A 19,646-nucleotide genomic window follows, 5' to 3' on the forward strand; every position below is an offset into this window, starting at 1 on the left:
GTGGGCCTCGTACGGCTCCGGGTGTGTCACCGCGTACTCGACGCCGCCCCGGTGGCCTCGGACCGCTGCTCCGCCCCGCCCAGCGTCGCCGCTGCCGCCGTGTACAGGTCGGCCGGGCGTACACCGCTCAGGGCCGTGACGAGATGTCCGTCGGGCCGGACGAGGAGGACGGTGTGGGCGCCGGCACCCGGGTAGGACTCGGCGACCAGCAGTTCGGCCGGGCGCGGCAGGGCGGAGACGGCGGCGGCCAGACGCGGCATGATTCCGGCGCTCATCCAGTGCTTGCGCGCCCACACACCGGTTCCCGGCGCGATCAGCACCACCAGCAGTGCCCCGCGCCCGAGCCGGTCCCGCAGCGGTACGAAGGAGCCGTCCTCCGCGGTCACCTCCACGTCCATGACCTGCGTGCCCGGCAGAGTGTCGATCGGGGTCTCCGCGTCGGTGTGCGGAGGCATGAGCGGGGAGTCGGAGTACGCCCCCGGCGCACCCAGCGCTCCGCGCCCCAGGTGACCGTCGGAGAGCAGCGCGTCATGACCCCGGGACGAGCCGGGGACGTACGAGCGCAGCCCTTTGGCGCCACGCAGCAGGGGCAGTACCTGGTCGGCGGCGCGCAGCCGGGTGGCGACGACCGCGCGCCGCTCCGCCTGGTAGCTGTCCAGCAGTGCCTCGTGCGGGCCGTGGTGCCAGGCCAGAGCGAGTTTCCAGGCGAGGTTGTCGGCGTCCCGCAGGCCCTCGTCGAGGCCCTGGGTGCCCAGTGCCCCGAGCAGGTGCGCGGCGTCCCCGGCCAGGAAGACCCGGCCGACCCGCCACCGCCGGGCGAGCCGGTGGTGCACGGTGTGGACGCCGGTGTCCAGCAGGTCGTACGGCGGTGTGGAGCCGCCCGTCCAGCCGGCCAGGGTCTCCCGGACGCGGGCCACGAGGAGTTCGGGCGTCACGAGGTCCTTGCCCGGTGGCAGGAGCCAGTCCAGACGCCAGACCCCTCCGTCGAGCGGCCGTGCGGTGATCTCCCCGCCGGACGGGCCCGATGTGCGCCACGGCGGCATGCGGTGCAGCAACGCCTCGCCGGGCCAGGGGAGTTCGGCGCGCAGTGCGGCGACCGCGTGCCGTTCCACCGCGGTGCGGCCGGGGAAACGGATGTCCTGGAGCTTGCGGACCGTCGAGCGCGGACCGTCGCAGCCCACCAGGTAACTGCCGCGCCACCAGGTGCTCCTGGGCCCGCGTGTGTGGGCCGTGACGCCGGACTTCTCCTGCTCGATCGCGTCGAGCCGGCTCTCGACGGCGACCTTGACGAGTGGTTCGCCGATGATGGCCTCGCGCAGGGCGGCGGTCAGGACGTGCTGGGCGATGTGGAGCGGGGGGAGGCCCGCGGAGCCCTCGACGACCTCCTCCGGGCCGCCGCGAACCCCCTTCGAGCCCTCCCGGGGCGGGACGTCCGTCTCGTCGAAGCCGCCGTCCCCGAATCGGACCTGACGCATCACCTGCTTGCGCCGCATCGACCGCCATCCGGCCCAGCGGCAGCCGGCCCGGGAGAGCGGGACGCCGGACAATCGTTCCAGCAGCGCGGCCGTGTCCTCGTTCAGCACCACCGTCCGGGCGAGCCGCTGCTCGTCCTTCCCCGGTCCCTCGTCGAGGACCACGGACGGTACCTGCTGCCGCGCCAGCGCTAGGGCGAGCGTGAGCCCCACGGGCCCCGCTCCGACGATGATCACCGGGTCCACGGCGCGGCGCCCCCTGCCCGACGTGACGTCCCGGCGGACGTGGGTGAACAGAAAGTTGGAGCAGGGTGCACGATCACAGAACGTATGCAACCCATTGCCGGTGCTTGCGTCAAGTGACGGAGGGCAGTGGCGATCATGCCACTGCCCTCCGGGGAGCGAATCGGGGGACATCCTGGGCGGATGTCACCTGATCATCCGTCAGGTTCCCCCACCCGCGCCGGTCGCCGCGGTGCCCTGGACCGTCTCGGGAGCGAGAACGGCGCCGGTCGACTTCTTGCCCCGCCGCAGCCGCTGCTCCAGCCAGCTCGCGAAGCTGGTGATGATGAAGTTCAGGACGATGTAGATGATCGCGACGACGACGAAACTGGGCACGACGTTGGCGTACACCGCCGCCAGCGTCGCGCGTCCGCTGAGCAGTTCGGTGAACCCGATCATCACGCCGCCGAGGGCGGTGTCCTTCACGATGACCACGAGCTGGCTGACGATGGCAGGCAGCATCACCGTGACGGCCTGCGGCAGCAGGATGGAGGACATCGTCTGGCCCTTGCGCAGACCGATCGCCTGGGCGGCCTCCGTCTGGCCCTTGGGGAGGGCGAGGATGCCGGCGCGCACGACCTCGGCGAGGACCGAGGCGTTGTACAGCACCAGACCGGTGACGACCGCGTAGAGCTGCCGTTGCTCGGTGGTGACTTCAAACGAGCGAGCGATGACCTCGTTGGCGAACAGCATCAGCAGCAGGACCGGGATGGCCCGGAAGAACTCGACCACCGCACCGGCCGGGATGCGGACCCACAGGTGGTCGGAGAGGCGCGCGATGCCGAAGAGGGCACCGAGGGGCAGGGCGATCACGATGGAGAGCGCCATGGCCTTGAGCGTGTTGGCGAGACCGGGCAGCAGGTACGTCGTCCAGGCCTCGGAGGTGAAGAACGGCTTCCAGAGCCTCCACTCCAGCTGGTTCCTGCTGTCCAGCGCTCCCCAGAGCCACCACCCGAGGAGGGCCAGCAGAACGACGAAGACCACCGTGAAGATCACGTTGCGCCGTTTGGCCCGGGGGCCGGGGGCGTCGTAGAGAACGGAACTCATCGCTTCACCGCCAGTCGCTTGCTCAGCCAGCCGAGGATCAGGCCGGTGGGCAGGGTCAGAACAACGAATCCGAAGGCGAAGATCGCGCCGATGAGCAGGGTCTGGGCCTCCTTCTCGATCATGCCCTTCATGAGGTAGGCGGCTTCCCACACACCGATCGCTGCGGCCACGGTCGTATTCTTGGTCAGCGCGATCAGCACGTTGGCCAGCGGTCCGATGACGGCCCGGAACGCCTGCGGCAGCACGATGAGGCCGAGGACCTGGGTGAAGCTCAGTCCGATGGCGCGAGCCGCCTCCGCCTGGCCGACGGGCACGGTGTTGATGCCCGAGCGCAGCGCCTCACAGACGAACGCCGCGGTGTAGGCCACGAAACCGAGAATGGCGAGCCGAAAGGCCGTGGCCTTGACGTCGTTGCCCGCTCCCATCGTCACCCGGAAGATGTCGGCGAGGCCGAGCGAGGTGAAGACGATGATGACGGTCAGCGGGATGTTCCGCACGACGTTCACATAGACGGCGCCGAAGCCACGCATCAGGGGTACGGGGCTCACGCGCATGGCCGCGAGCAGTGTCCCCCAGATCAGGGAGCCGACGGCTGAGAAGACGGTGAGCTTGACCGTCATCCAGAACGCACCCAAGAAGGTTGGGTCGTTGTAGTTTGAAAGGAAGTCGAACACAGTCTCCCGCGCTTCCGGGTGTGTGGCGTACGAGGCAGGCGACGCACCGCGCCGCCGCCTCTACCGCACTGTGCGGCGGGCGGCGGCGCGACTACGAGAACCGCGCTGGGTGCGGATGTCCGCTTACTTGATGTCGCCGATCTTCGGGGCGGGCTCGTTCTTGTAGTCGGCCGGGCCGAAGTTCTCCTTGACCGCGGTCTCCCAGGCGCCGTCGCTGACCATCTTCTCCAGGGCGGAGTTGATCTTGTCGACGGTCGCCTTGTCGCCCTTCTTGACGCCGATGCCGTAGTTCTCGTTGCTGAGCTTCAGGCCCGCGAGCTTGAACTGGCCCTTGTAGTTGTCCTGCGCGGCGAAGCCCGCGAGGATCGAGTCGTCGGTGGTGACCGCGTCCACGGCGCCGCTCTGCAGACCGGCGATGCACTCCGAGTAGCCGCCGTACTCCTTCAGCTGGGCCTTCGGAGCGATGTCCTTCTTGACGTTCTCGGCCGAGGTGGAGCCGGTCACCGAGCAGAGGGTCTTGCCGTTGAGGTCCGTGCCCTTGCTGATGTCGGAGTCGGCCTTCACCAGCAGGTCCTGGTGGGCCAGCAGGTAGGGGCCGGCGAAGTCGACCAGCTTCTTGCGCTCGTCGTTGATCGAGTAGGTGGCCGCGATGAACTTGACGTCGCCGCGGGCCAGCGCGTTCTCACGGTCGGCGCTCTTGGTCTCGACGAACTCGATCTGCTTGGGCTCGTAGCCGAGCTCCTTGGCCACGTACGTCGCCACGTCCACGTCGAAGCCGGAGAAGGAACCGTCGGGGTTCTTCAGGCCGAGACCTGGCTGGTCGTACTTGATACCGATCTTGATCTTGTCGCCGCCACCGGAACCGGAGCCCGAGCCGCTCTCGTTGCTGCTGTCGTCGCCACCGCAGGCGGTGGCGGTCAGGGCGAGGACGAGGGCGGTGGCCGCTGCGGCGGAGACCTTGCGGAGCTTCATGGTGAACATCCTTTGACTGGTGAACAGATGCGGACCGTCATGGTGCGGGTGCCGGTGGCCGTGCGCGGCGTCGGCAGGGCCGTCAGTGGTGCAGGATCTTCGACAGGAAGTCCTTGGCCCGGTCGCTGCGGGGGTTGCTGAAGAACTGGTCCGGCACAGCCTCTTCGACGATGCGGCCGTCGGCCATGAACACCACCCGATTGGCGGCCGAACGGGCGAAGCCCATCTCGTGGGTGACCACGACCATGGTCATGCCGTCCCGGGCCAGCTGCTGCATGACCTCCAGGACCTCGTTGATCATCTCGGGGTCGAGCGCCGAGGTCGGCTCGTCGAAGAGCATGACCTTGGGGTCCATGGCCAGCGCCCGCGCGATGGCGACACGCTGCTGCTGGCCGCCCGAGAGCTGTGCGGGGTACTTGTCCGCCTGGGTGCCGACGCCGACCCGGTCCAGCAGGTTCCGGGCCTTCTCCTCGGCCTGCTTCTTGTCGGCCTTGCGGACCTTGACCTGCCCCAGCATCACGTTCTCGAGCACGGTCTTGTGCGCGAAGAGATTGAACGACTGGAACACCATGCCGACGTCCGCGCGCAGTCGGGCGAGCGCCTTGCCCTCGGCGGGCAGCGGCTTGCCGTCGATCCGGATGTCGCCGGAGTCGATCGACTCCAGCCGGTTGATGGTGCGGCACAAGGTGGACTTGCCGGACCCGGAGGGTCCGATCACCACGACGACCTCGCCCCTGGTGATCGTCAGATCGATGTCCTGGAGTACGTGCAACGCGCCGAAGTGCTTGTTGACGCTCTTCAGGACGACCAGGTCGTCGGCCGCGGGCACCGCGTCCTTGACCACCGAAACTTCGGTCATCGCTTTAAGGCTCCGTCCTCCTCGGTTTCGGAGGACAGTAGTGACCCGCGACGACCAGCGTCATTACATCTGAGCGAGAATTGAGCATAACGATCTGGTAGCCGGACGATCACTGCACGTGACGGGCTCGCGCGGGGTGTTCCGGCTGAGCGACGGAACCTGTTCGGAACTCGTACGGCCTTGACGGCGTCCTCACTCATCAGTGTGACTGCCAATGGAGCGATGCGCCCGTGCCCGGGATGCGGATCCGCGTAATGTGTGCCAGCCGAGGCGTACACATGACCGAACTCGGCAGACTGACCCGAGTCGGGGAACCGACGGAACCCGACAGACCGACGGAACCCGCCCGACGGAACCCGCCCGACGGAACCCGCCCGACGGAACCCGGCCGACGGAACCCGTCAGACCGACCGAACCCGCAAGACAGATCGAAACGGAAGGGGCCGAATGAGGCTGCTCCTCGTCGAGGACGACAACCACGTCGCCGCCGCCCTGTCCGCGGTCCTGGCCCGGCACGGCTTCGACGTCACGCATGCCCGCAGCGGCGAGGAGGCCCTCCAGGCGCTCGTCCCGGAGGGGAACGGCTTCGGGGTCGTCCTGCTCGACCTCGGCCTGCCCGACCAGGACGGTTACGAGGTCTGCGGCAAGATCCGCAAGCGCACCAGCACTCCCGTGATCATGGTGACGGCCCGCTCCGACGTCCGGTCCCGGATCCACGGCCTGAACCTCGGCGCCGACGACTACGTGGTCAAGCCGTACGACACCGGCGAGCTCCTCGCCCGTATCCACGCCGTCGCCCGCCGCCGGGCCCCCGACGAGGCCGCGGCGCCCGGCGACAGCGGGCTGCGCCTCGGGTCCGTGCTCATCGAGCTGCCCACCCGCCAGGTCAGCGTGGACGGCACGCCCGTCCAGCTGACCCGCAAGGAGTTCGACCTGCTGGCGCTGCTGGCCCAGCGGCCCGGGGTCGTGTTCCGCCGCGAGCAGATCATCAGCGAGGTGTGGCGGACCAGCTGGGAGGGGACCGGCCGCACCCTGGAGGTGCACGTCGCCTCCCTGCGGTCCAAGCTGCGGATGCCCGCCCTGATCGAGACGGTGCGCGGGGTCGGGTACCGGCTGGTCGCCCCGACGCCGTAGCGTGCCCGCGTGCGCACTCGTCTTCTTCCGCTGCTGATCGTCCTGATGGCCGCCGTGCTGCTGGCCCTCGGCATCCCGCTGGCGGTGAGCCTCGCGGCGGCGCGGCAGCAGGAGGTGGTCGTCGACCGCATCGACGACACGGCGCGCTTCGCGGCGCTGGCCCAGTTCGTCACCGAGACGCCGAGCGGTTCCCGGACCAGCGGCGCGACCGACGGCCGCCGGGAGACGCTGCAGCACGAACTCGATCAGTACTACCGCGTGTACGGCATCAAGGCCGGTGTCTTCTACCGGGCCGGGGACGGCCGGGCCATGGCCAACGCCCCCTACAACTGGGAAGTGCCCGACGAGGGCGAGGGGCTCGCCGCGTTCGAAGAGGCGCTGCTGGGCCGTCGCCCGCACAACCCGGACCAGGTGTGGCCCTGGCAGCGCGGCCGGCTCGTCGTCGCCTCGCCGGTCATCCACGACGGCGACGTGATCGCCGTCGTCGTCACCGACTCGCCCACCGGGCAGATGCGGTCCAAGATCCTGCGCGGCTGGCTGGTCATCGGCGCCGGCGAGTTCGCCGCGATGCTCCTCGCCGTCGGCGCCGCGCTGCAACTGACCGGCTGGGTCCTCAAACCGGTACGCGTCCTCGACACCACCACCCACTCCATCGCCTCGGGGCGGCTGAAGTCCCGGGTCGCCGTGGCCAGTGGACCGCCCGAACTCCGCCGTCTGGCACGGTCGTTCAACGAGATGGCCGACAACGTCGAGGACGTGCTGGAACAGCAACGCGCCTTCGTCGCCGACGCCTCGCACCAACTGCGCAATCCACTGGCGGCGTTGTTGCTGCGCATCGACCTCCTCGCCCTCGAACTGCCCGACGGCAACGAGGAGATCGCGTCCGTGCGCACCGAGGGCAAGCGCCTCGCCCAGGTCCTCGACGATCTGCTCGACCTGGCCCTCGCCGAGCACGTCGAGGCCGATCTGCGGCTCACCGACATCGGCGAGCTGGCCGCCGAGCGGGTCGCCTCCTGGTCACCGGTCGCCGACGACAAGGGGGTGACGCTGGTCGGGGACTGTCCCGCCACCACTGCCTGGGCCGACCCCGTCGCGCTGTCCAGCGCCCTGGACGCGGTGATCGACAACGCGCTGAAGTTCACCCCTGCCGGGGAGAGCGTCGAGGTCCGGGTCGCCTCGAACGGACAGGTCTCCACGGTCGTCGTCACCGACGCCGGACCCGGCCTCAGCGACGAGGAGCTGGAACGGGTCGGCGACCGCTTCTGGCGCAGCACCGCGCACCAGAACATCAAGGGTTCGGGTCTCGGCCTGTCCATCTCGCGGGCGCTGATCGTCGCGGGCGGCGGCGCCATCGCGTACGCCCACCACGAGCCCCACGGGCTGAAGGTGACGGTGACGGTGCCCAGGACGCGCCCGACGGACTGAGAGGGGCCGGTCAGGCGCCGCTCGGCCGGCACGTATGCAGGCAGGCCCGTCCCGGCCCTACGGCTTGACCGACCGGTAGTACTCCTTGGCGCCCTTCTGGAGGTACAGCGGGTCCGTGTAGATGGCGGTGCGCAGGTCCACCAGCTGTGCCGCGTGCACGTCCTTGCCGATCCGGTCCCGGTTCTTGATGACCATGCGGGTCAGCCACTCCGTCAGCCGGGGATCCATGTCCTCGCGGGTGATGAGCAGGTTCGCCACCGTGACGGTGGGCACGGTCGAGTTCCGCAGGATGGTCGGGTAGGCGTCGGCGGGCATCACGGCGGCCCGGTAGTGGAGGAAGGAGTCGTCCTCACCGTGCAGCTTCGCCACCAGCTCGCTCCCGATCGGGACGAACCGGAATTCGTACCCCGTGGCCGCCAGGTCGGACAGGCCCTTCGTGGGCAGTCCGCCCGACCAGAAGAAGGCGTCGATCGCGCCGCGGCGGAGCGCGTCGGGGCTGGTGCGGATGGTGTCGGGCCGTGACCGGATGTCCTTGTCGATGTCCAGCCCCTCCGCGGCCAGCACCCGCCCCGCTATCAGCCGTACGCCGGAGCCCTCGGGCCCGACGGCCACGCGTTTGCCCTTCAGGTCCGCGATGGTCTGGATCGGTGAGGTGACCGGCACGACCACCTGCACATAGTCGTCGTACAGCCGTGCCAGGCCCCGCAGCTTCCCGGCGCCGGGCCTGTTCTCGTCCAGGTACGTCTGCACGGCGTCGGCCGCGGCGATGGCGAAGTCGGACTCCCCGGTGGCCACACGCCTGACATTCGTCTGGGAGCCGTTGCTGGACTTCAGGTCGATCGTCAGGCCTGGCATGTCCTGGGCGATCGCGGTCTTCATCTCCTGGCCGTACTGCTGGTAGACACCGCGGTCGGCTCCCGTGCTGAGCGTGATCGTCCCGCTCGGCGGCTCCTCGCGCGGCCACAGCCACCACGCGAGCAGCCCGAGGACCACCAGCGAAGCCACCGAGCCCAGCAGCGCCTGCCGCGTGCCGATGCGGGGGAGTACCTGGACCATGCGCGAAATCCTGCCAGGTCACCGGACGGGCGGCCAGGATCGGACCCATCCGGTGCGAGGCTGTGACCTCGGATCCGCGTTCTCCTCCCGCGCGCCGCACGGGTGCCGGTGATGCCCGGCCCTGCCGTGGCAGGACGGCCGGTGATGGCCCGGCCCTCCTGTGGCAGGACAGAGCTGTCGGTCCGCACCGGCCGGTCGATAGGGTCGCCGGATGAGTTCCTCTCCCGCACACCTGGTCCGCGAGTTCCACCGGGCCTTCGGCCTCGACACCCGGACCGCGCCCACCGAGGTGTCGCCCGAGCTGGCCGCCCACCGTGGCGAGCTGCTGGCCGAGGAGGCCGCGGAGGTGGCCGAGGTGGCGGTCGACGGCCCGCTCGACCGGCTGGCACACGAACTGGCCGACGTCGTGTACGTGGCGTACGGCACGGCCCTCGTCCACGGCATCGACCTCGACTCCGTCATCGCCGAGATCCACCGCTCCAACATGACCAAGCTGGGCCCGGACGGACGGGTCGCCCGCCGGGAGGACGGCAAGGTGCTCAAGGGGGACCACTATCGGGCCCCCGACGTGTCCGCGGTGCTGCGCCGGCAGGGGTGGACCGGCGGGACGTCCTGACCGACGAACGCTCCCCGGCCGCTGCCTTAGGCTTACGGAGTGACCAACAGCAGCGACCGGAGTCAGGCAGTGGGCGTCAAGACATACGAAGTGCGTACTTATGGATGTCAGATGAACGTCCATGACTCCGAACGCCTGTCCGGTCTGCTGGAGGACGCCGGGTACGTCCGCGCACCCGAGGACGCCGGCGAGGGCAACGCCGACGTCGTCGTCTTCAACACCTGCGCCGTACGGGAGAACGCCGACAACCGTCTCTACGGCAACCTCGGCCGCCTCGCCCCGATGAAGACCGCCCGCCCGGGCATGCAGATCGCCGTCGGCGGCTGTCTGGCACAGAAGGACCGGGACACCATCGTCAAGAAGGCGCCCTGGGTGGACGTCGTCTTCGGCACGCACAACATCGGCAAGCTGCCCGTCCTGCTGGAGCGCGCCCGCGTCCAGGACGAGGCCCAGGTCGAGATCGCCGAATCCCTCGAAGCCTTCCCCTCCACACTGCCGACCCGCCGCGAGAGCGCCTACGCCGCCTGGGTCTCCATCTCCGTCGGCTGCAACAACACCTGCACGTTCTGCATCGTCCCGGCCCTGCGCGGCAAGGAGAAGGACCGCCGTACCGGCGACATCCTCGCCGAGATCGAGGCCCTGGTCGGCGAGGGCGTCTCCGAGATCACCCTGCTCGGCCAGAACGTCAACGCGTACGGCTCCGACATCGGTGACCGCGAGGCGTTCAGCAAGCTGCTGCGGGCCTGTGGCAAGATCGAGGGCCTGGAACGCGTCCGGTTCACCTCTCCCCACCCCCGTGACTTCACCGACGACGTGATCGCCGCGATGGCCGAGACCCCGAACGTGATGCCGCAGCTGCACATGCCGCTCCAGTCCGGTTCGGACACGGTCCTCAAGGCCATGCGCCGCTCGTACCGCCAGGAGCGCTACCTCGGGATCATCGAGAAGGTCCGCGCCTCCATCCCGCACGCGGCCATCACCACCGACATCATCGTGGGCTTCCCCGGGGAGACCGAGGAGGACTTCGAGCAGACCATGCACGTGGTCCGCGAGGCCCGGTTCACCCAGGCGTTCACCTTCCAGTACTCCAAGCGGCCCGGCACGCCCGCCGCCACCATGGAGAACCAGATCCCCAAGCAGGTCGTGCAGGCCCGCTACGAGCGGCTCGTCGCCCTCCAGGAGGAGATCTCCTGGGACGAGAACAAGAAGCAGGTCGGCCGCACCCTGGAGCTGATGGTCGCCGAGGGCGAGGGCCGCAAGGACGGCGCCACCCACCGCCTCTCCGGCCGCGCCGCCGACAACCGGCTGGTCCACTTCACCAAGCCGGACCAGGAGGTCCGCCCCGGTGACGTCGTGACCGTCGAGATCACGTACGCCGCCCCGCACCACCTCCTCGCCGAGGGCGCCGTCCTCGAAGTGCGCCGCACCCGGGCGGGGGACGCCTGGGAGAAGCGGAACGCCGCGCCCGCGCAGACGCCGGCGGGTGTGATGCTGGGCCTGCCGAAGATCGGGGTTCCGGAGCCGCTGCCGGCGGCGGCCACGGGCGGCTGCGGCAGCCACTGACCGGCAGGTCATGAGTCAGTCAGCCGCCGCGTGGGGCGAGTCGTCGGCGACGGCCGCTGACCGGCAGGTGGTGAGCGGGTGCCGCCGGGGGGTCGCCACCGCCCGGGTCGGCGTCCGGCCCGGCCGCACCCACGTCCGGAGGCGGCGTACCTCGGTCCGCAGGCGGCGCCCGCCCCTGTCCGAAGGGGTGCGCGTCCCGCGTTCGTGGGCTCCCCGCACGGGCTGCCCGCCCCCGTGCCCGTCGCGGAAGTTACCCTGCGGATCATGCTTGTAGCCGCCGCCGTGTGCCCCTGCCCCCCGCTGCTCGTCCCGGACGTCGCCGCGGGAGCCGCGTCCGAGCTGGACCCGGCGCGGGAAGCCTGCGCGGACGCGCTCGGGGTGCTTGCCGCGGCCCGGCCCGACCGGCTGATCGTCGTGGGCCCCGGCGGGCGGGACGCCTCGTATCCGGAAGGCGCCCGCGGCTCCTTCCGGGGCTTCGGCGTGGACCTCGACGTCCGGCTGGGACGCGGGGCGGGGGACTCTCCCGCCACGCTGCCCGCCTCCCTCGCCGTGGCCGCCTGGCTGCTCGACCGCACCGGCTGGGCCGACGCGCCCGTGGAAGGGCTCGGCGTGGCGGAAACGCTCCCCGCCGAGAGCTGTGTCCGCGCCGGACGGGACATCGCGGGGCGGGCCGGCCGTGTGGCCCTGCTGGTGATGGGGGACGGCAGCGCCTGCCGGACGCTGAAGGCCCCGGGGTACCTGGACGCCCGCGCGGCCGGCTTCGACGCGGGGATCGCCCGGGCACTCGGCGCCGCCGACCCCGCGGCCCTGCGGGCGCTGGACGCCGGCCTCGCGCGCGAGCTGCGGGCCTCCGGCCGGGCCCCCTGGCAGGTCCTCGCCGGCGCCGCGGAGAACGCGGGCCTGGGCGGCAGCCTGCTGTACGACGACGCGCCGTACGGCGTGGGCTATCTGGTGGCCGCCTGGTCGTAGGCCGGACACGGCGGACGGCCGGGAGCGAGGTGCTCCGCGGCCGTCCGGCGATAGGAACTGTTCAGGAAGCCGGCGGCGGTGTGATGCCGCCACCCGGAGGCGTGGGCGTGGGACCGCTGTCCGCGGGCGGAGGGGCGTGCCCGCCGCCCGCCGGCGGCGAGGTGCGCCCGCCGTCGTCCGTGTGCGCGAGTCGGCCCATGGCGTGCTTCGCCTTGCCCGTGCCCGACTGGATCCGGTCGCTGTACTTGCCTTTGGTCTTCCTGTCGACCGTGTGCGCGGCCTTGTCGAGACCGTGGTGGATCTTGACCTCGTGCTTCTGCGCCAGGTGCGAGACCCTGTCCTTGGCCGGGGAGAGTTTGGACTTCAAGTTATGCAGCAGACCCATGGTTCACCTTCCCGCGCGGGGCAGTCATGTGCGGGCGCCCTCGCCGGCCTCGTTGTCGGCCGCCTGGTCGGCGGTCTGCTGCTTGGGGATCTCCACGTCGTCCGCCGCCTCCACGGTCTCCGCCGCGGCCTCGGCCGGTTCGTTCCCGGTCGCGGCCTCGTCCTCGGGCCGGGCGACCTCGGTGGATCCCTTCGCCTCCTCCGACTCCTCCGGCTCGGTCTCGGCGCCCGGAGCGGCTGCCGTCACGACGGCCTCCTCCGCGTTCTTCGCCTTGCGCCGAAACATTGAAAAAACGCCCATATCAACCTCAATGCTAATCATGCGGGCTAATTCCCGCGCTCTCCCGGAGCGTCCCATTGCGTCATCCGGGCCGCCGGAACTCGCATCCGGCGCTTCGAACTCGCAACACGCAACGACGCCGGCTCCCTCGCGTCACGTAGCTCGTTCGAGAAGAGGCACCGACATTTGCGAGACTGGGGCGGTGAGTAGCGCAGTTCCCCCTTCGCGGGTCATCGCCGTCGTCGGACCGACCGCGGCCGGAAAGTCCGATCTCGGCGTCTTCCTCGCCCAGCGTCTCGGCGGCGAGGTCGTCAACGCCGATTCCATGCAGCTCTACCGGGGGATGGACATCGGCACCGCCAAGCTGACCCTCCGGGAACGCGACGGAGTCCCGCACCACCTCCTGGACATCTGGGACGTCACGGCCGCCGCCAGCGTCGCCGAGTACCAGCGGCTCGCCCGCGCGCGCATCGACGCCCTGCTCGCCGAGGGCCGCTGGCCGGTCCTCGTGGGCGGTTCCGGGCTGTACGTCAGGGGGGCCGTCGACAACCTGGAGTTCCCCGGCACCGACCCCGAGGTCCGGGCCCGTCTGGAGGAGGAGCTGACCCTGCGCGGGTCCGGCGCGCTGCATGCCCGGCTCGCCGCCGCCGACCCCGGGGCCGCCCGGGCGATCCTGCCGAGCAACGGCCGCCGGATCGTGCGCGCCCTCGAAGTGATCGAGATCACCGGAAAGCCGTTCACGGCCAATCTGCCGGGCCACGACTCCGTCTACGACACCGTCCAGATCGGTGTCGACGTGGCGCGTCCCGAACTCGACGAGCGCATCACCCGCCGGGTCGACCGCATGTGGGACGCCGGGCTGGTCGAAGAAGTGCGCGCACTGGAGGCGCAGGGGTTGCGCGAGGGGCGTACGGCGTCGCGTGCGCTCGGCTACCAGCAGGTCCTCGCGGCGCTGGCAGGGCAGTGCACCATGGACGAGGCGCGAGCCGAGACCGTGCGTGCCACCAAGCGCTTCGCGCGCCGCCAGGATTCATGGTTCAGACGCGACCCACGGGTGCATTGGCTCAAAGGGGGGCTCGCCGACCTGGCGGAACTCCCGCAGCTCGCACTGACGTTGATCGAACGACCGGTCACAGCCTGATCACGTCATGGCATCGGGTCGCCCCGGCGGTCATCCCGGCCTCCGGGGGCGTGCCATCATCGAGCTTCGATCGACCAAGTGGAGTCCGAGTTGGGAGGGCGCGTGGCGATGGAGGCCGGCCCTCGTGACACCGCACAAGGCGCGGAGCACGGCGCCGCGGAGGACGCGGAGCAGCTGGTTACCGAGGGGTACGCACTGGATCCCGACGACGACCCGTTGAGCCCCGACGGTCCCGACGACCAGACTCCCGGTGGTGTGAGCGACGACGGACCGGAACCGGACGAGATGACCGGGCCGGAGGTCGAGGTCGAGCTGCGCCCCCAGCGCAGGCTACGGCTCTGGCAGCTCGCGCCCATCGTGGGCCTCGCCGCGGTCGGCTCCCTGATGTTCGCCTTCCCGCTCGCCTTCGAGTTCGGTGACGGCGGCGCCGTGGTCGCCATGCTCGGCCTGCTGATCTGTGCCACCGCGGCCGGCTGGGGCATGATGGCCGCCCGCCGCGTGGGTTACACGTGGCCCGGCCTGCCCGCCCGGGGCTCCGGCCGCCGCCCGGACTGGCGGATGGCCCTGCTCTACCTCCTGATCGTCGCCGCGGTGGTGGCACTGGCCGTGTGGCGGGTGGCGCGGCTCCGCTAGAGCCCAGGGCTCGGTGGAGACCGCCCTGCCCTGCCCGGGCCGGCCCTGTGTCGCCGGGCCGCCTCTCCCCACTCCTCGCCGACGCCCCCCTCCTCGTCGGCTCCCGCGACTTCCGCCGGTCCCGGCACCGGAGCGCTCCCGTACGATCGAGGAATGAGCACGCGGATCGCCTTCCTCAAGGGACACGGGACCGAGAACGACTTCGTGATCGTCCCGGATCCCGAGAACGCCATCGACCTCTCCCCGGCCGCCGTCGCGGCTCTGTGCGACCGCCGCGCGGGCATCGGAGGCGACGGCGTGCTCCATGTCGTGCGGTCCGCCGCGCACCCCGAGGCGAGGGACCTGGCGGCCGACGCGGAATGGTTCATGGACTACCGCAACGGCGACGGCTCCGTCGCCGAGATGTGCGGCAACGGCGTCCGCGTCTTCGCCCGGTACCTCCTGCACGCCGGTCACGTCACCGAGGGCGACCTCGCCGTCGCCACGCGCGGGGGCGTGAAGAGGGTCCACATCGACAAGGACGGTGACGTCACGGTCGGTATGGGCGGCGCGCGCCTCCCCGAGGGCGACGTCACGGTGAGCGTCGGCGAGCACAGTTGGCCCGCGCGCAACGTGAACATGGGCAACCCGCACGCGGTCGCCTTCGTGGACGACCTCGCGCAGGCGGGCGACCTGCTCTCCCCGCCGCCCTTCAGCCCCGCCTCGGCCTACCCGGACGGCGTCAACGTCGAGTTCGTCGTCGACCGCGGTCCCCGGCACGTGGCGATGCGCGTCCACGAGCGCGGCTCCGGCGAGACCCGCTCGTGCGGCACCGGCGCGTGCGCCGTCGCCGTGGCCGCCGCCCGCAGGGACGGCGTCGATCCGGCCGTCACCGGCACCCCGGCGACCTACACCGTGGACGTGCCCGGCGGCACGCTGGTGATCACCGAACGGGCCGACGGTGAGATCGAGATGACCGGTCCCGCGGTGATCGTCGCCGAAGGCGAGATCGACGCCAAGTGGCTGGAAACGGCGGCCCGTTGACATGTGATAGGGCTTGACTTGACGGTGCCCGAGCCGTGGACGCCGCCCATATCCAAGCCCGTCACGCGGTCAGGGGTGCGAATCCATGGCGCACCCCTCACCGGGTGGCCCGAAACCGCAAACCCCGGAACCATCCCTCGAATGGGTGATCCGTTTCACGCTCGGCGAGAGGCGGTCGGACGGGCGTGATGGGCTCGGTAGCATCAAGCACCGGCACGGACGGGGGAACGACACGATCCCCTGAGCCGCCGCACGCCATGGGGCACCCGTCCGCCGGTCCACGCAGCCGGAGGTGCCCATGAGCGCGGAGGCCACGAACCCCGCCGTATCGCCCGCCCCTGCGCCGCCGCCAGCGCACCGCAGGAAGGGCCGACCTCGTATCGACCTGCGCCGTCTGGGCCGCGCCGCACTCCTGGGTCCGACGACACGCGACCGGTTGCCCGACGCGATCAGCCACGTCGCCGAGGCCCACCGCGCCCACCACCCCGACGCCGACCTGGAACCACTGCGTCGGGCGTACGTCCTCGCCGAGTCCTCGCACCGCGGTCAGATGCGCAAGAGCGGTGAGCCGTACATCACGCACCCGCTCGCCGTGACCCTGATCCTCGCCGAACTGGGCGCGGAGACCACGACCTTGACGGCCTCGCTGCTCCACGACACCGTCGAGGACACGGATGTGACCCTGGATCAGGTGCGCGAGGAGTTCGGCGAGGAGGTGCGGTACATCGTCGACGGCGTCACCAAGCTGGAGAAGGTCGACTACGGGGCCGCCGCCGAGCCCGAGACCTTCCGCAAGATGCTCGTCGCCACCGGCAACGACGTCCGCGTGATGTCGATCAAACTCGCCGACCGGCTGCACAACATGCGCACCCTCGGGGTGATGCGTCCCGAGAAGCAGGAACGCATCGCCAAGGTCACCAAGGACGTCCTGATCCCGCTCGCCGAACGGCTCGGCGTCCAGGCCCTCAAGACGGAACTGGAGGACCTCGTCTTCGCGATCCTCCACCCCGAGGAGTACGCCCGCACCCGTGAGCTCATCGCGGAGAACGCGGCACGCCCCAGCGACCCGCTCGCGGAGATCGCCGACGAGGTGCGCGGTGTCCTGCGCGAGGCGGGCATCCAGGCCGAAGTCCTCATAAGGCCGCGCCACTTCGTCTCCCTGCACCGGGTCTCGCGAAAACGCGGACAGCTGCGCGGCTCCGACTTCGGCAGGCTCCTGGTCCTCGTGGGCGAGGACGCCGACTGCTACGCGGTCCTCGGCGAACTGCACACCTGTCTGACGCCCGTGGTCTCGGAGTTCAAGGACTTCATCGCCGTACCGAAGTTCAACCTGTACCAGTCGCTGCACACCGCCGTCGCCCGCGGTGACGGCCAGGTCGCCGAAGTCCTGGTCCGCACCCACCAGATGCACAAGGTCGCCGAGGCCGGCGTCATCGCGCTGGGCAATCCCTACGCCGCCCCGGCGGAGGAGCAGCCCGACGGCGAGGGCGAGCGCGTCGACCCCACCCGCCCCGGCTGGCTCTCCCGGCTCCTCGACTGGCAGGAGGCGGCACCGGACGCGGACATGTTCTGGTCCACCCTGCGCGAGGACCTCGCCCAGGACCGCGAGATCACCGTCTTCCGCCCCGACGGGGGCACGTTGGGGCTCCCCGAGGGCGCCAGTTGCGTCGACGCGGCGTACGCGCAGTACGGCGAGGACGCGCACGCCTGCATCGGCGCCCGTGTCAACGGCCGTCTGGTCCGGCTGAGCACCGTCCTGAAGGACGGCGACACCGTCCAGCTCCTCATGGGCCAGGACCCGGCCTCCGAGCCCTCCAGGGAGTGGCTGGAGCACGCCCACACACCCGGCGCGCGCATCGCCATCCAGCGCTGGCTCGCCACCCATCCCTCTCCCGCCGCCGACGAGCGGCACGAGGAGAGCGACGGCGCGCCCAAGGACGGGACACCGGCCCTGCGCCCGGCCATGGACGAGCCCGCCGCCACCTCCGACTCCGTCGGCGCCGCGGTCGTCGTCGACAGGCCCGGGGCGACGGTACGTCTCGCGGGCTGCTGTACGCCCGTACCGCCCGACGAGGTCACCGGCTTCGCCGTCCGCGGGGGAGTGGTGACCGTGCACCGTGTCGCCTGTGCCGCCGTCACGCGCATGAAGAACCTCGGGCGGCCCGAGATCGAGGTGTGCTGGGGGGACACCACCGAGTTCCGGGTCACCCTCGTCGCCGAGTCCTTCCAGCGGCCCCACCTGCTCGCCGACCTCACCGAGGCCATCGCCCTGGAGGGCGTCGCCATCGTCTCCGCCACCGTGGAGCCGCCGACACAGCAGCGCGTCCGTCACACCTACACGCTGCAACTCCCGGACGCCGCCCACCTCCCCGACCTGATGCGGGCCATGCGGAACGTGCCCGGCGTGTACGACGTGGGCCGGGCCCAGCACCAGGCCGCGGCCGCCGAGTGACCTCGGCCGGCCGTCCGCCGACGTCAGTGGGCGGCCGCCGCGTGACCCCCGAGGGTGAAGGCGGCCCGGCGGACCGTCGGCCGCTCGTTCGGGTGGGACCGCTGCGCGTCGGCCACGCGCGGCGCGGGCGCGCTGGTAGCGGTGGTCCATGCCGCTCACCCCACGCTCCAGGAGCCGCCGCGTCCAGGCCGCGCTGCTCGCCTCCGCCGTCTCCGTCTGCCTGATCGCCGCGAGCGCCCCCTCACCCGCCGTGCCCCTAGGCGTCGGCGACCGACTCTTCCCCCACCTCGGCAACCCCGGATACGACGTGCGGTCGTACGACCTCGCCTTCAGCTACCCCGGCGGCAACCGCCAGCCGCTCACGGCCGTCACCACGATCGACGCCCGGACGACTGCCCGACTGGAACGGGTCAATCTCGACTTCTCGCACGGGAAGGTCGGTTCCGTCGAGGTCGACGGGGAACCCGCCGCCTTCACGAGCGCGGGCGAGGACCTGGTGATCACGCCCCCGGAGCCGCTGCCCGAGGGCAGCCGGACCCGTATCACCGTGCGGCACACCAGTGACCCCGTGTACCCGCAGGGTGTGGAGGGCGGCTGGCTGCAGACCGCCGACGGGCTCGCGATGGCCAACCAGGCCGACGCGGCACATGTGGTCTTCCCCTGCAACGACCACCCCTCCGACAAGGCCATGTTCACCGTCCGGGTCACCGTGCCCGACGGCTACACGGCCGTCTCCAACGGCCTCGCCACGGGCACCGACCGTGCCGCCGGAACCACCACCTGGACGTACCGGACCCAGCACCCCATGGCCACCGAACTGGCCCAGGTCTCCATCGGCCGCTCCGCGGTCCTGCGCCGGACCGGCCCGCACGGTCTGCCGGTGCGTGACGTCGTTCCCGCGAAGGACCGCGAGAAGCTCGAACCGTGGCTCAGGAAGACCCCGGCGCAGATCGAGTGGATGGAGGACAAGGTCGGCCCGTACCCCTTCGAGACGTACGGCGTGCTGATCGCCGAGGCGCAGACCGGGTTCGAGCTGGAGACGCAGACCCTCTCCCTCTTCGAGCGAGAACTGTTCGTCCGGCCCGAGTACCCCCGGTGGTACGTCGAGTCGATCATGGTGCACGAGCTGGCCCACCAGTGGTTCGGCAACAGCGTCAGCCCCCGCACCTGGTCCGACCTGTGGCTCAACGAGGGGCACGCCACCTGGTACGAGGCCCTGTACGCCGAGGAGGTCGCGGGCAGGACGCTGGAGGCGCGGATGAAGGCCGCGTACGGCGCATCCGACCGCTGGCGCGCCGCCGGGGGCCCTCCCGCCGCACCCAAGGAGCCCAAGGACGGCCAGAAGATCGGCATCTTCCGGGCCAATGTCTACGACGGCGCCGCGCTGTTCCTCTACGCCCTGCGCCAGGAGATCGGAGCCCCCGCCTTCGACCGGCTGCAGCGGGCCTGGGTCACCGTCCACCGCGACGGTGTCGCCTCGACCGCCGACTTCCGGGACCTCGCGTCCGTGATCGCCGGACGCGACCTGGGCGGGTTCTTCCACGCCTGGCTGTACGAGGTGAGGACGCCGCCGATGCCGGGGCACCCCGACTGGAAGCCGGTCCCGGCGGAAGCGCCGGCGAGGCGGTAGCCGGCGGCGGACCGGGTCGCCGACGGCGGAGCAG

At 71.0% G+C, this 19,646-nt stretch carries 18 protein-coding genes; 10 read left to right on the forward strand and 8 right to left on the reverse strand.

The features are described 5' to 3' along the window. Positions 1–26: 26 nt before the first annotated feature. The 5 genes from ACZ6BB_RS00140 to ACZ6BB_RS00160 all read right to left on the reverse strand — a co-directional run bounded on the left by ACZ6BB_RS00140 (position 27) and on the right by ACZ6BB_RS00160 (position 5,306). Positions 27–1,718 (reverse strand): FAD-dependent monooxygenase, encoded by a 1,692-nt coding sequence (locus tag ACZ6BB_RS00140; RefSeq protein WP_471613069.1) that lies wholly within the window; start codon positions 1,716–1,718, stop codon positions 27–29. Positions 1,719–1,916: 198 nt separating this feature from the next. Beyond that, complete coding sequence (locus ACZ6BB_RS00145) at positions 1,917–2,801, reverse strand: amino acid ABC transporter permease (protein ID WP_471613070.1); 885 nt, start codon at positions 2,799–2,801, stop codon at positions 1,917–1,919. Next, positions 2,798–3,475, reverse strand: coding sequence for an amino acid ABC transporter permease (locus tag ACZ6BB_RS00150; RefSeq protein WP_471613071.1), 678 nt, complete (start codon positions 3,473–3,475; stop codon positions 2,798–2,800). The genes ACZ6BB_RS00145 and ACZ6BB_RS00150 overlap by 4 nt, the downstream gene beginning before the upstream one ends. A gap of 123 nt (positions 3,476–3,598) precedes the next feature. Continuing rightward, on the reverse strand, positions 3,599–4,447 hold the full coding sequence (locus ACZ6BB_RS00155) for a glutamate ABC transporter substrate-binding protein (RefSeq protein ID WP_179859998.1): 849 nt from the start codon (positions 4,445–4,447) through the stop codon (positions 3,599–3,601). Between the two features lie 82 nt (positions 4,448–4,529). Continuing rightward, entirely contained in the window at positions 4,530–5,306 is a 777-nt protein-coding gene (locus ACZ6BB_RS00160; RefSeq protein WP_059081467.1) for an amino acid ABC transporter ATP-binding protein, read from the reverse strand. A 447-nt stretch (positions 5,307–5,753) separates the two neighbouring features. Here ACZ6BB_RS00160 and ACZ6BB_RS00165 point away from each other — a divergent pair, with 447 nt between their 5' ends. Together ACZ6BB_RS00165 and ACZ6BB_RS00170 are read left to right on the forward strand one after the other, a co-directional pair. Further along, complete coding sequence (locus ACZ6BB_RS00165) at positions 5,754–6,440, forward strand: response regulator transcription factor (protein ID WP_319368747.1); 687 nt, start codon at positions 5,754–5,756, stop codon at positions 6,438–6,440. 9 nt (positions 6,441–6,449) lie between these two features. After that, positions 6,450–7,865, forward strand: coding sequence for a sensor histidine kinase (locus ACZ6BB_RS00170; RefSeq protein WP_471613072.1), 1,416 nt, complete (start codon positions 6,450–6,452; stop codon positions 7,863–7,865). Positions 7,866–7,922: 57 nt separating this feature from the next. On the opposite strand, the gene ACZ6BB_RS00175 is transcribed toward ACZ6BB_RS00170, so the two are convergent. Continuing rightward, on the reverse strand, positions 7,923–8,921 hold the full coding sequence (locus ACZ6BB_RS00175) for a TAXI family TRAP transporter solute-binding subunit (RefSeq protein WP_471613073.1): 999 nt from the start codon (positions 8,919–8,921) through the stop codon (positions 7,923–7,925). Positions 8,922–9,132: 211 nt separating this feature from the next. On the opposite strand from ACZ6BB_RS00175, the gene ACZ6BB_RS00180 reads away from it, so the two are divergent. The 3 genes from ACZ6BB_RS00180 (at position 9,133) to ACZ6BB_RS00190 (ending at position 12,069) form a co-directional block, all read left to right on the forward strand. Then, positions 9,133–9,537: a pyrophosphohydrolase domain-containing protein gene (locus ACZ6BB_RS00180; protein WP_275455772.1), complete on the forward strand. Its 405-nt coding sequence runs from the start codon at positions 9,133–9,135 to the stop codon at positions 9,535–9,537. A gap of 39 nt (positions 9,538–9,576) precedes the next feature. Further along, positions 9,577–11,100 carry a tRNA (N6-isopentenyl adenosine(37)-C2)-methylthiotransferase MiaB gene (gene miaB / locus ACZ6BB_RS00185; RefSeq protein WP_471613074.1) on the forward strand — a complete coding sequence of 508 codons (1,524 nt, stop codon included), beginning with the start codon at positions 9,577–9,579 and terminating at the stop codon, positions 11,098–11,100. A 264-nt stretch (positions 11,101–11,364) separates the two neighbouring features. Then, positions 11,365–12,069: a class III extradiol dioxygenase subunit B-like domain-containing protein gene (locus tag ACZ6BB_RS00190; protein WP_471613075.1), complete on the forward strand. Its 705-nt coding sequence runs from the start codon at positions 11,365–11,367 to the stop codon at positions 12,067–12,069. Between the two features lie 61 nt (positions 12,070–12,130). Here ACZ6BB_RS00190 and ACZ6BB_RS00195 read toward each other — a convergent pair whose 3' ends face one another. After that, a complete protein-coding gene (locus ACZ6BB_RS00195; RefSeq protein ID WP_471613076.1) occupies positions 12,131–12,454 on the reverse strand; it encodes an antitoxin in 324 nt (107 codons plus the stop codon). Between the two features lie 24 nt (positions 12,455–12,478). After that, positions 12,479–12,700 (reverse strand): hypothetical protein, encoded by a 222-nt coding sequence (locus tag ACZ6BB_RS00200; RefSeq protein WP_471613077.1) that lies wholly within the window; start codon positions 12,698–12,700, stop codon positions 12,479–12,481. A 235-nt stretch (positions 12,701–12,935) separates the two neighbouring features. On the opposite strand from ACZ6BB_RS00200, the gene miaA reads away from it, so the two are divergent. The 5 genes from miaA to ACZ6BB_RS00225 all read left to right on the forward strand — a co-directional run bounded on the left by miaA (position 12,936) and on the right by ACZ6BB_RS00225 (position 19,612). Continuing rightward, on the forward strand, positions 12,936–13,874 hold the full coding sequence (gene miaA, locus ACZ6BB_RS00205) for a tRNA (adenosine(37)-N6)-dimethylallyltransferase MiaA (RefSeq protein ID WP_471613078.1): 939 nt from the start codon (positions 12,936–12,938) through the stop codon (positions 13,872–13,874). A gap of 102 nt (positions 13,875–13,976) precedes the next feature. Beyond that, positions 13,977–14,507: a hypothetical protein gene (locus tag ACZ6BB_RS00210; RefSeq protein ID WP_471614082.1), complete on the forward strand. Its 531-nt coding sequence runs from the start codon at positions 13,977–13,979 to the stop codon at positions 14,505–14,507. A gap of 153 nt (positions 14,508–14,660) precedes the next feature. Continuing rightward, positions 14,661–15,530: a diaminopimelate epimerase gene (gene dapF, locus ACZ6BB_RS00215; protein ID WP_471613079.1), complete on the forward strand. Its 870-nt coding sequence runs from the start codon at positions 14,661–14,663 to the stop codon at positions 15,528–15,530. Between the two features lie 298 nt (positions 15,531–15,828). Then, a complete protein-coding gene (locus ACZ6BB_RS00220; RefSeq protein WP_471613080.1) occupies positions 15,829–17,982 on the forward strand; it encodes a RelA/SpoT family protein in 2,154 nt (717 codons plus the stop codon). Between the two features lie 148 nt (positions 17,983–18,130). Further along, positions 18,131–19,612 carry a M1 family metallopeptidase gene (locus tag ACZ6BB_RS00225; RefSeq protein WP_471613081.1) on the forward strand — a complete coding sequence of 494 codons (1,482 nt, stop codon included), beginning with the start codon at positions 18,131–18,133 and terminating at the stop codon, positions 19,610–19,612. The last annotated feature ends 34 nt before the right edge of the window (positions 19,613–19,646 follow it).

The organism is Streptomyces sp. NPDC041108 (assembly GCF_055592645.1).

Excerpts from the sequence above, each read along its gene's own strand:
- ACZ6BB_RS00145 (WP_471613070.1), bottom strand. The coding sequence starts at position 2,801 with ATGAGTTCCGTTCTCTACGACGCCCCCGGCCCCCGGGCCAAACGGCGC.
- ACZ6BB_RS00155 (WP_179859998.1), bottom strand. The coding sequence starts at position 4,447 with ATGAAGCTCCGCAAGGTCTCCGCCGCAGCGGCCACCGCCCTCGTCCTC.
- ACZ6BB_RS00160 (WP_059081467.1), bottom strand. The coding sequence starts at position 5,306 with ATGACCGAAGTTTCGGTGGTCAAGGACGCGGTGCCCGCGGCCGACGAC.
- ACZ6BB_RS00165 (WP_319368747.1), top strand. The coding sequence starts at position 5,754 with ATGAGGCTGCTCCTCGTCGAGGACGACAACCACGTCGCCGCCGCCCTG.
- ACZ6BB_RS00175 (WP_471613073.1), bottom strand. The coding sequence starts at position 8,921 with ATGGTCCAGGTACTCCCCCGCATCGGCACGCGGCAGGCGCTGCTGGGC.
- ACZ6BB_RS00180 (WP_275455772.1), top strand. The coding sequence starts at position 9,133 with ATGAGTTCCTCTCCCGCACACCTGGTCCGCGAGTTCCACCGGGCCTTC.
- ACZ6BB_RS00190 (WP_471613075.1), top strand. The coding sequence starts at position 11,365 with ATGCTTGTAGCCGCCGCCGTGTGCCCCTGCCCCCCGCTGCTCGTCCCG.
- ACZ6BB_RS00195 (WP_471613076.1), bottom strand. The coding sequence starts at position 12,454 with ATGGGTCTGCTGCATAACTTGAAGTCCAAACTCTCCCCGGCCAAGGAC.
- dapF (WP_471613079.1), top strand. The coding sequence starts at position 14,661 with ATGAGCACGCGGATCGCCTTCCTCAAGGGACACGGGACCGAGAACGAC.
- ACZ6BB_RS00220 (WP_471613080.1), top strand. The coding sequence starts at position 15,829 with ATGAGCGCGGAGGCCACGAACCCCGCCGTATCGCCCGCCCCTGCGCCG.
- ACZ6BB_RS00225 (WP_471613081.1), top strand. The coding sequence starts at position 18,131 with ATGCCGCTCACCCCACGCTCCAGGAGCCGCCGCGTCCAGGCCGCGCTG.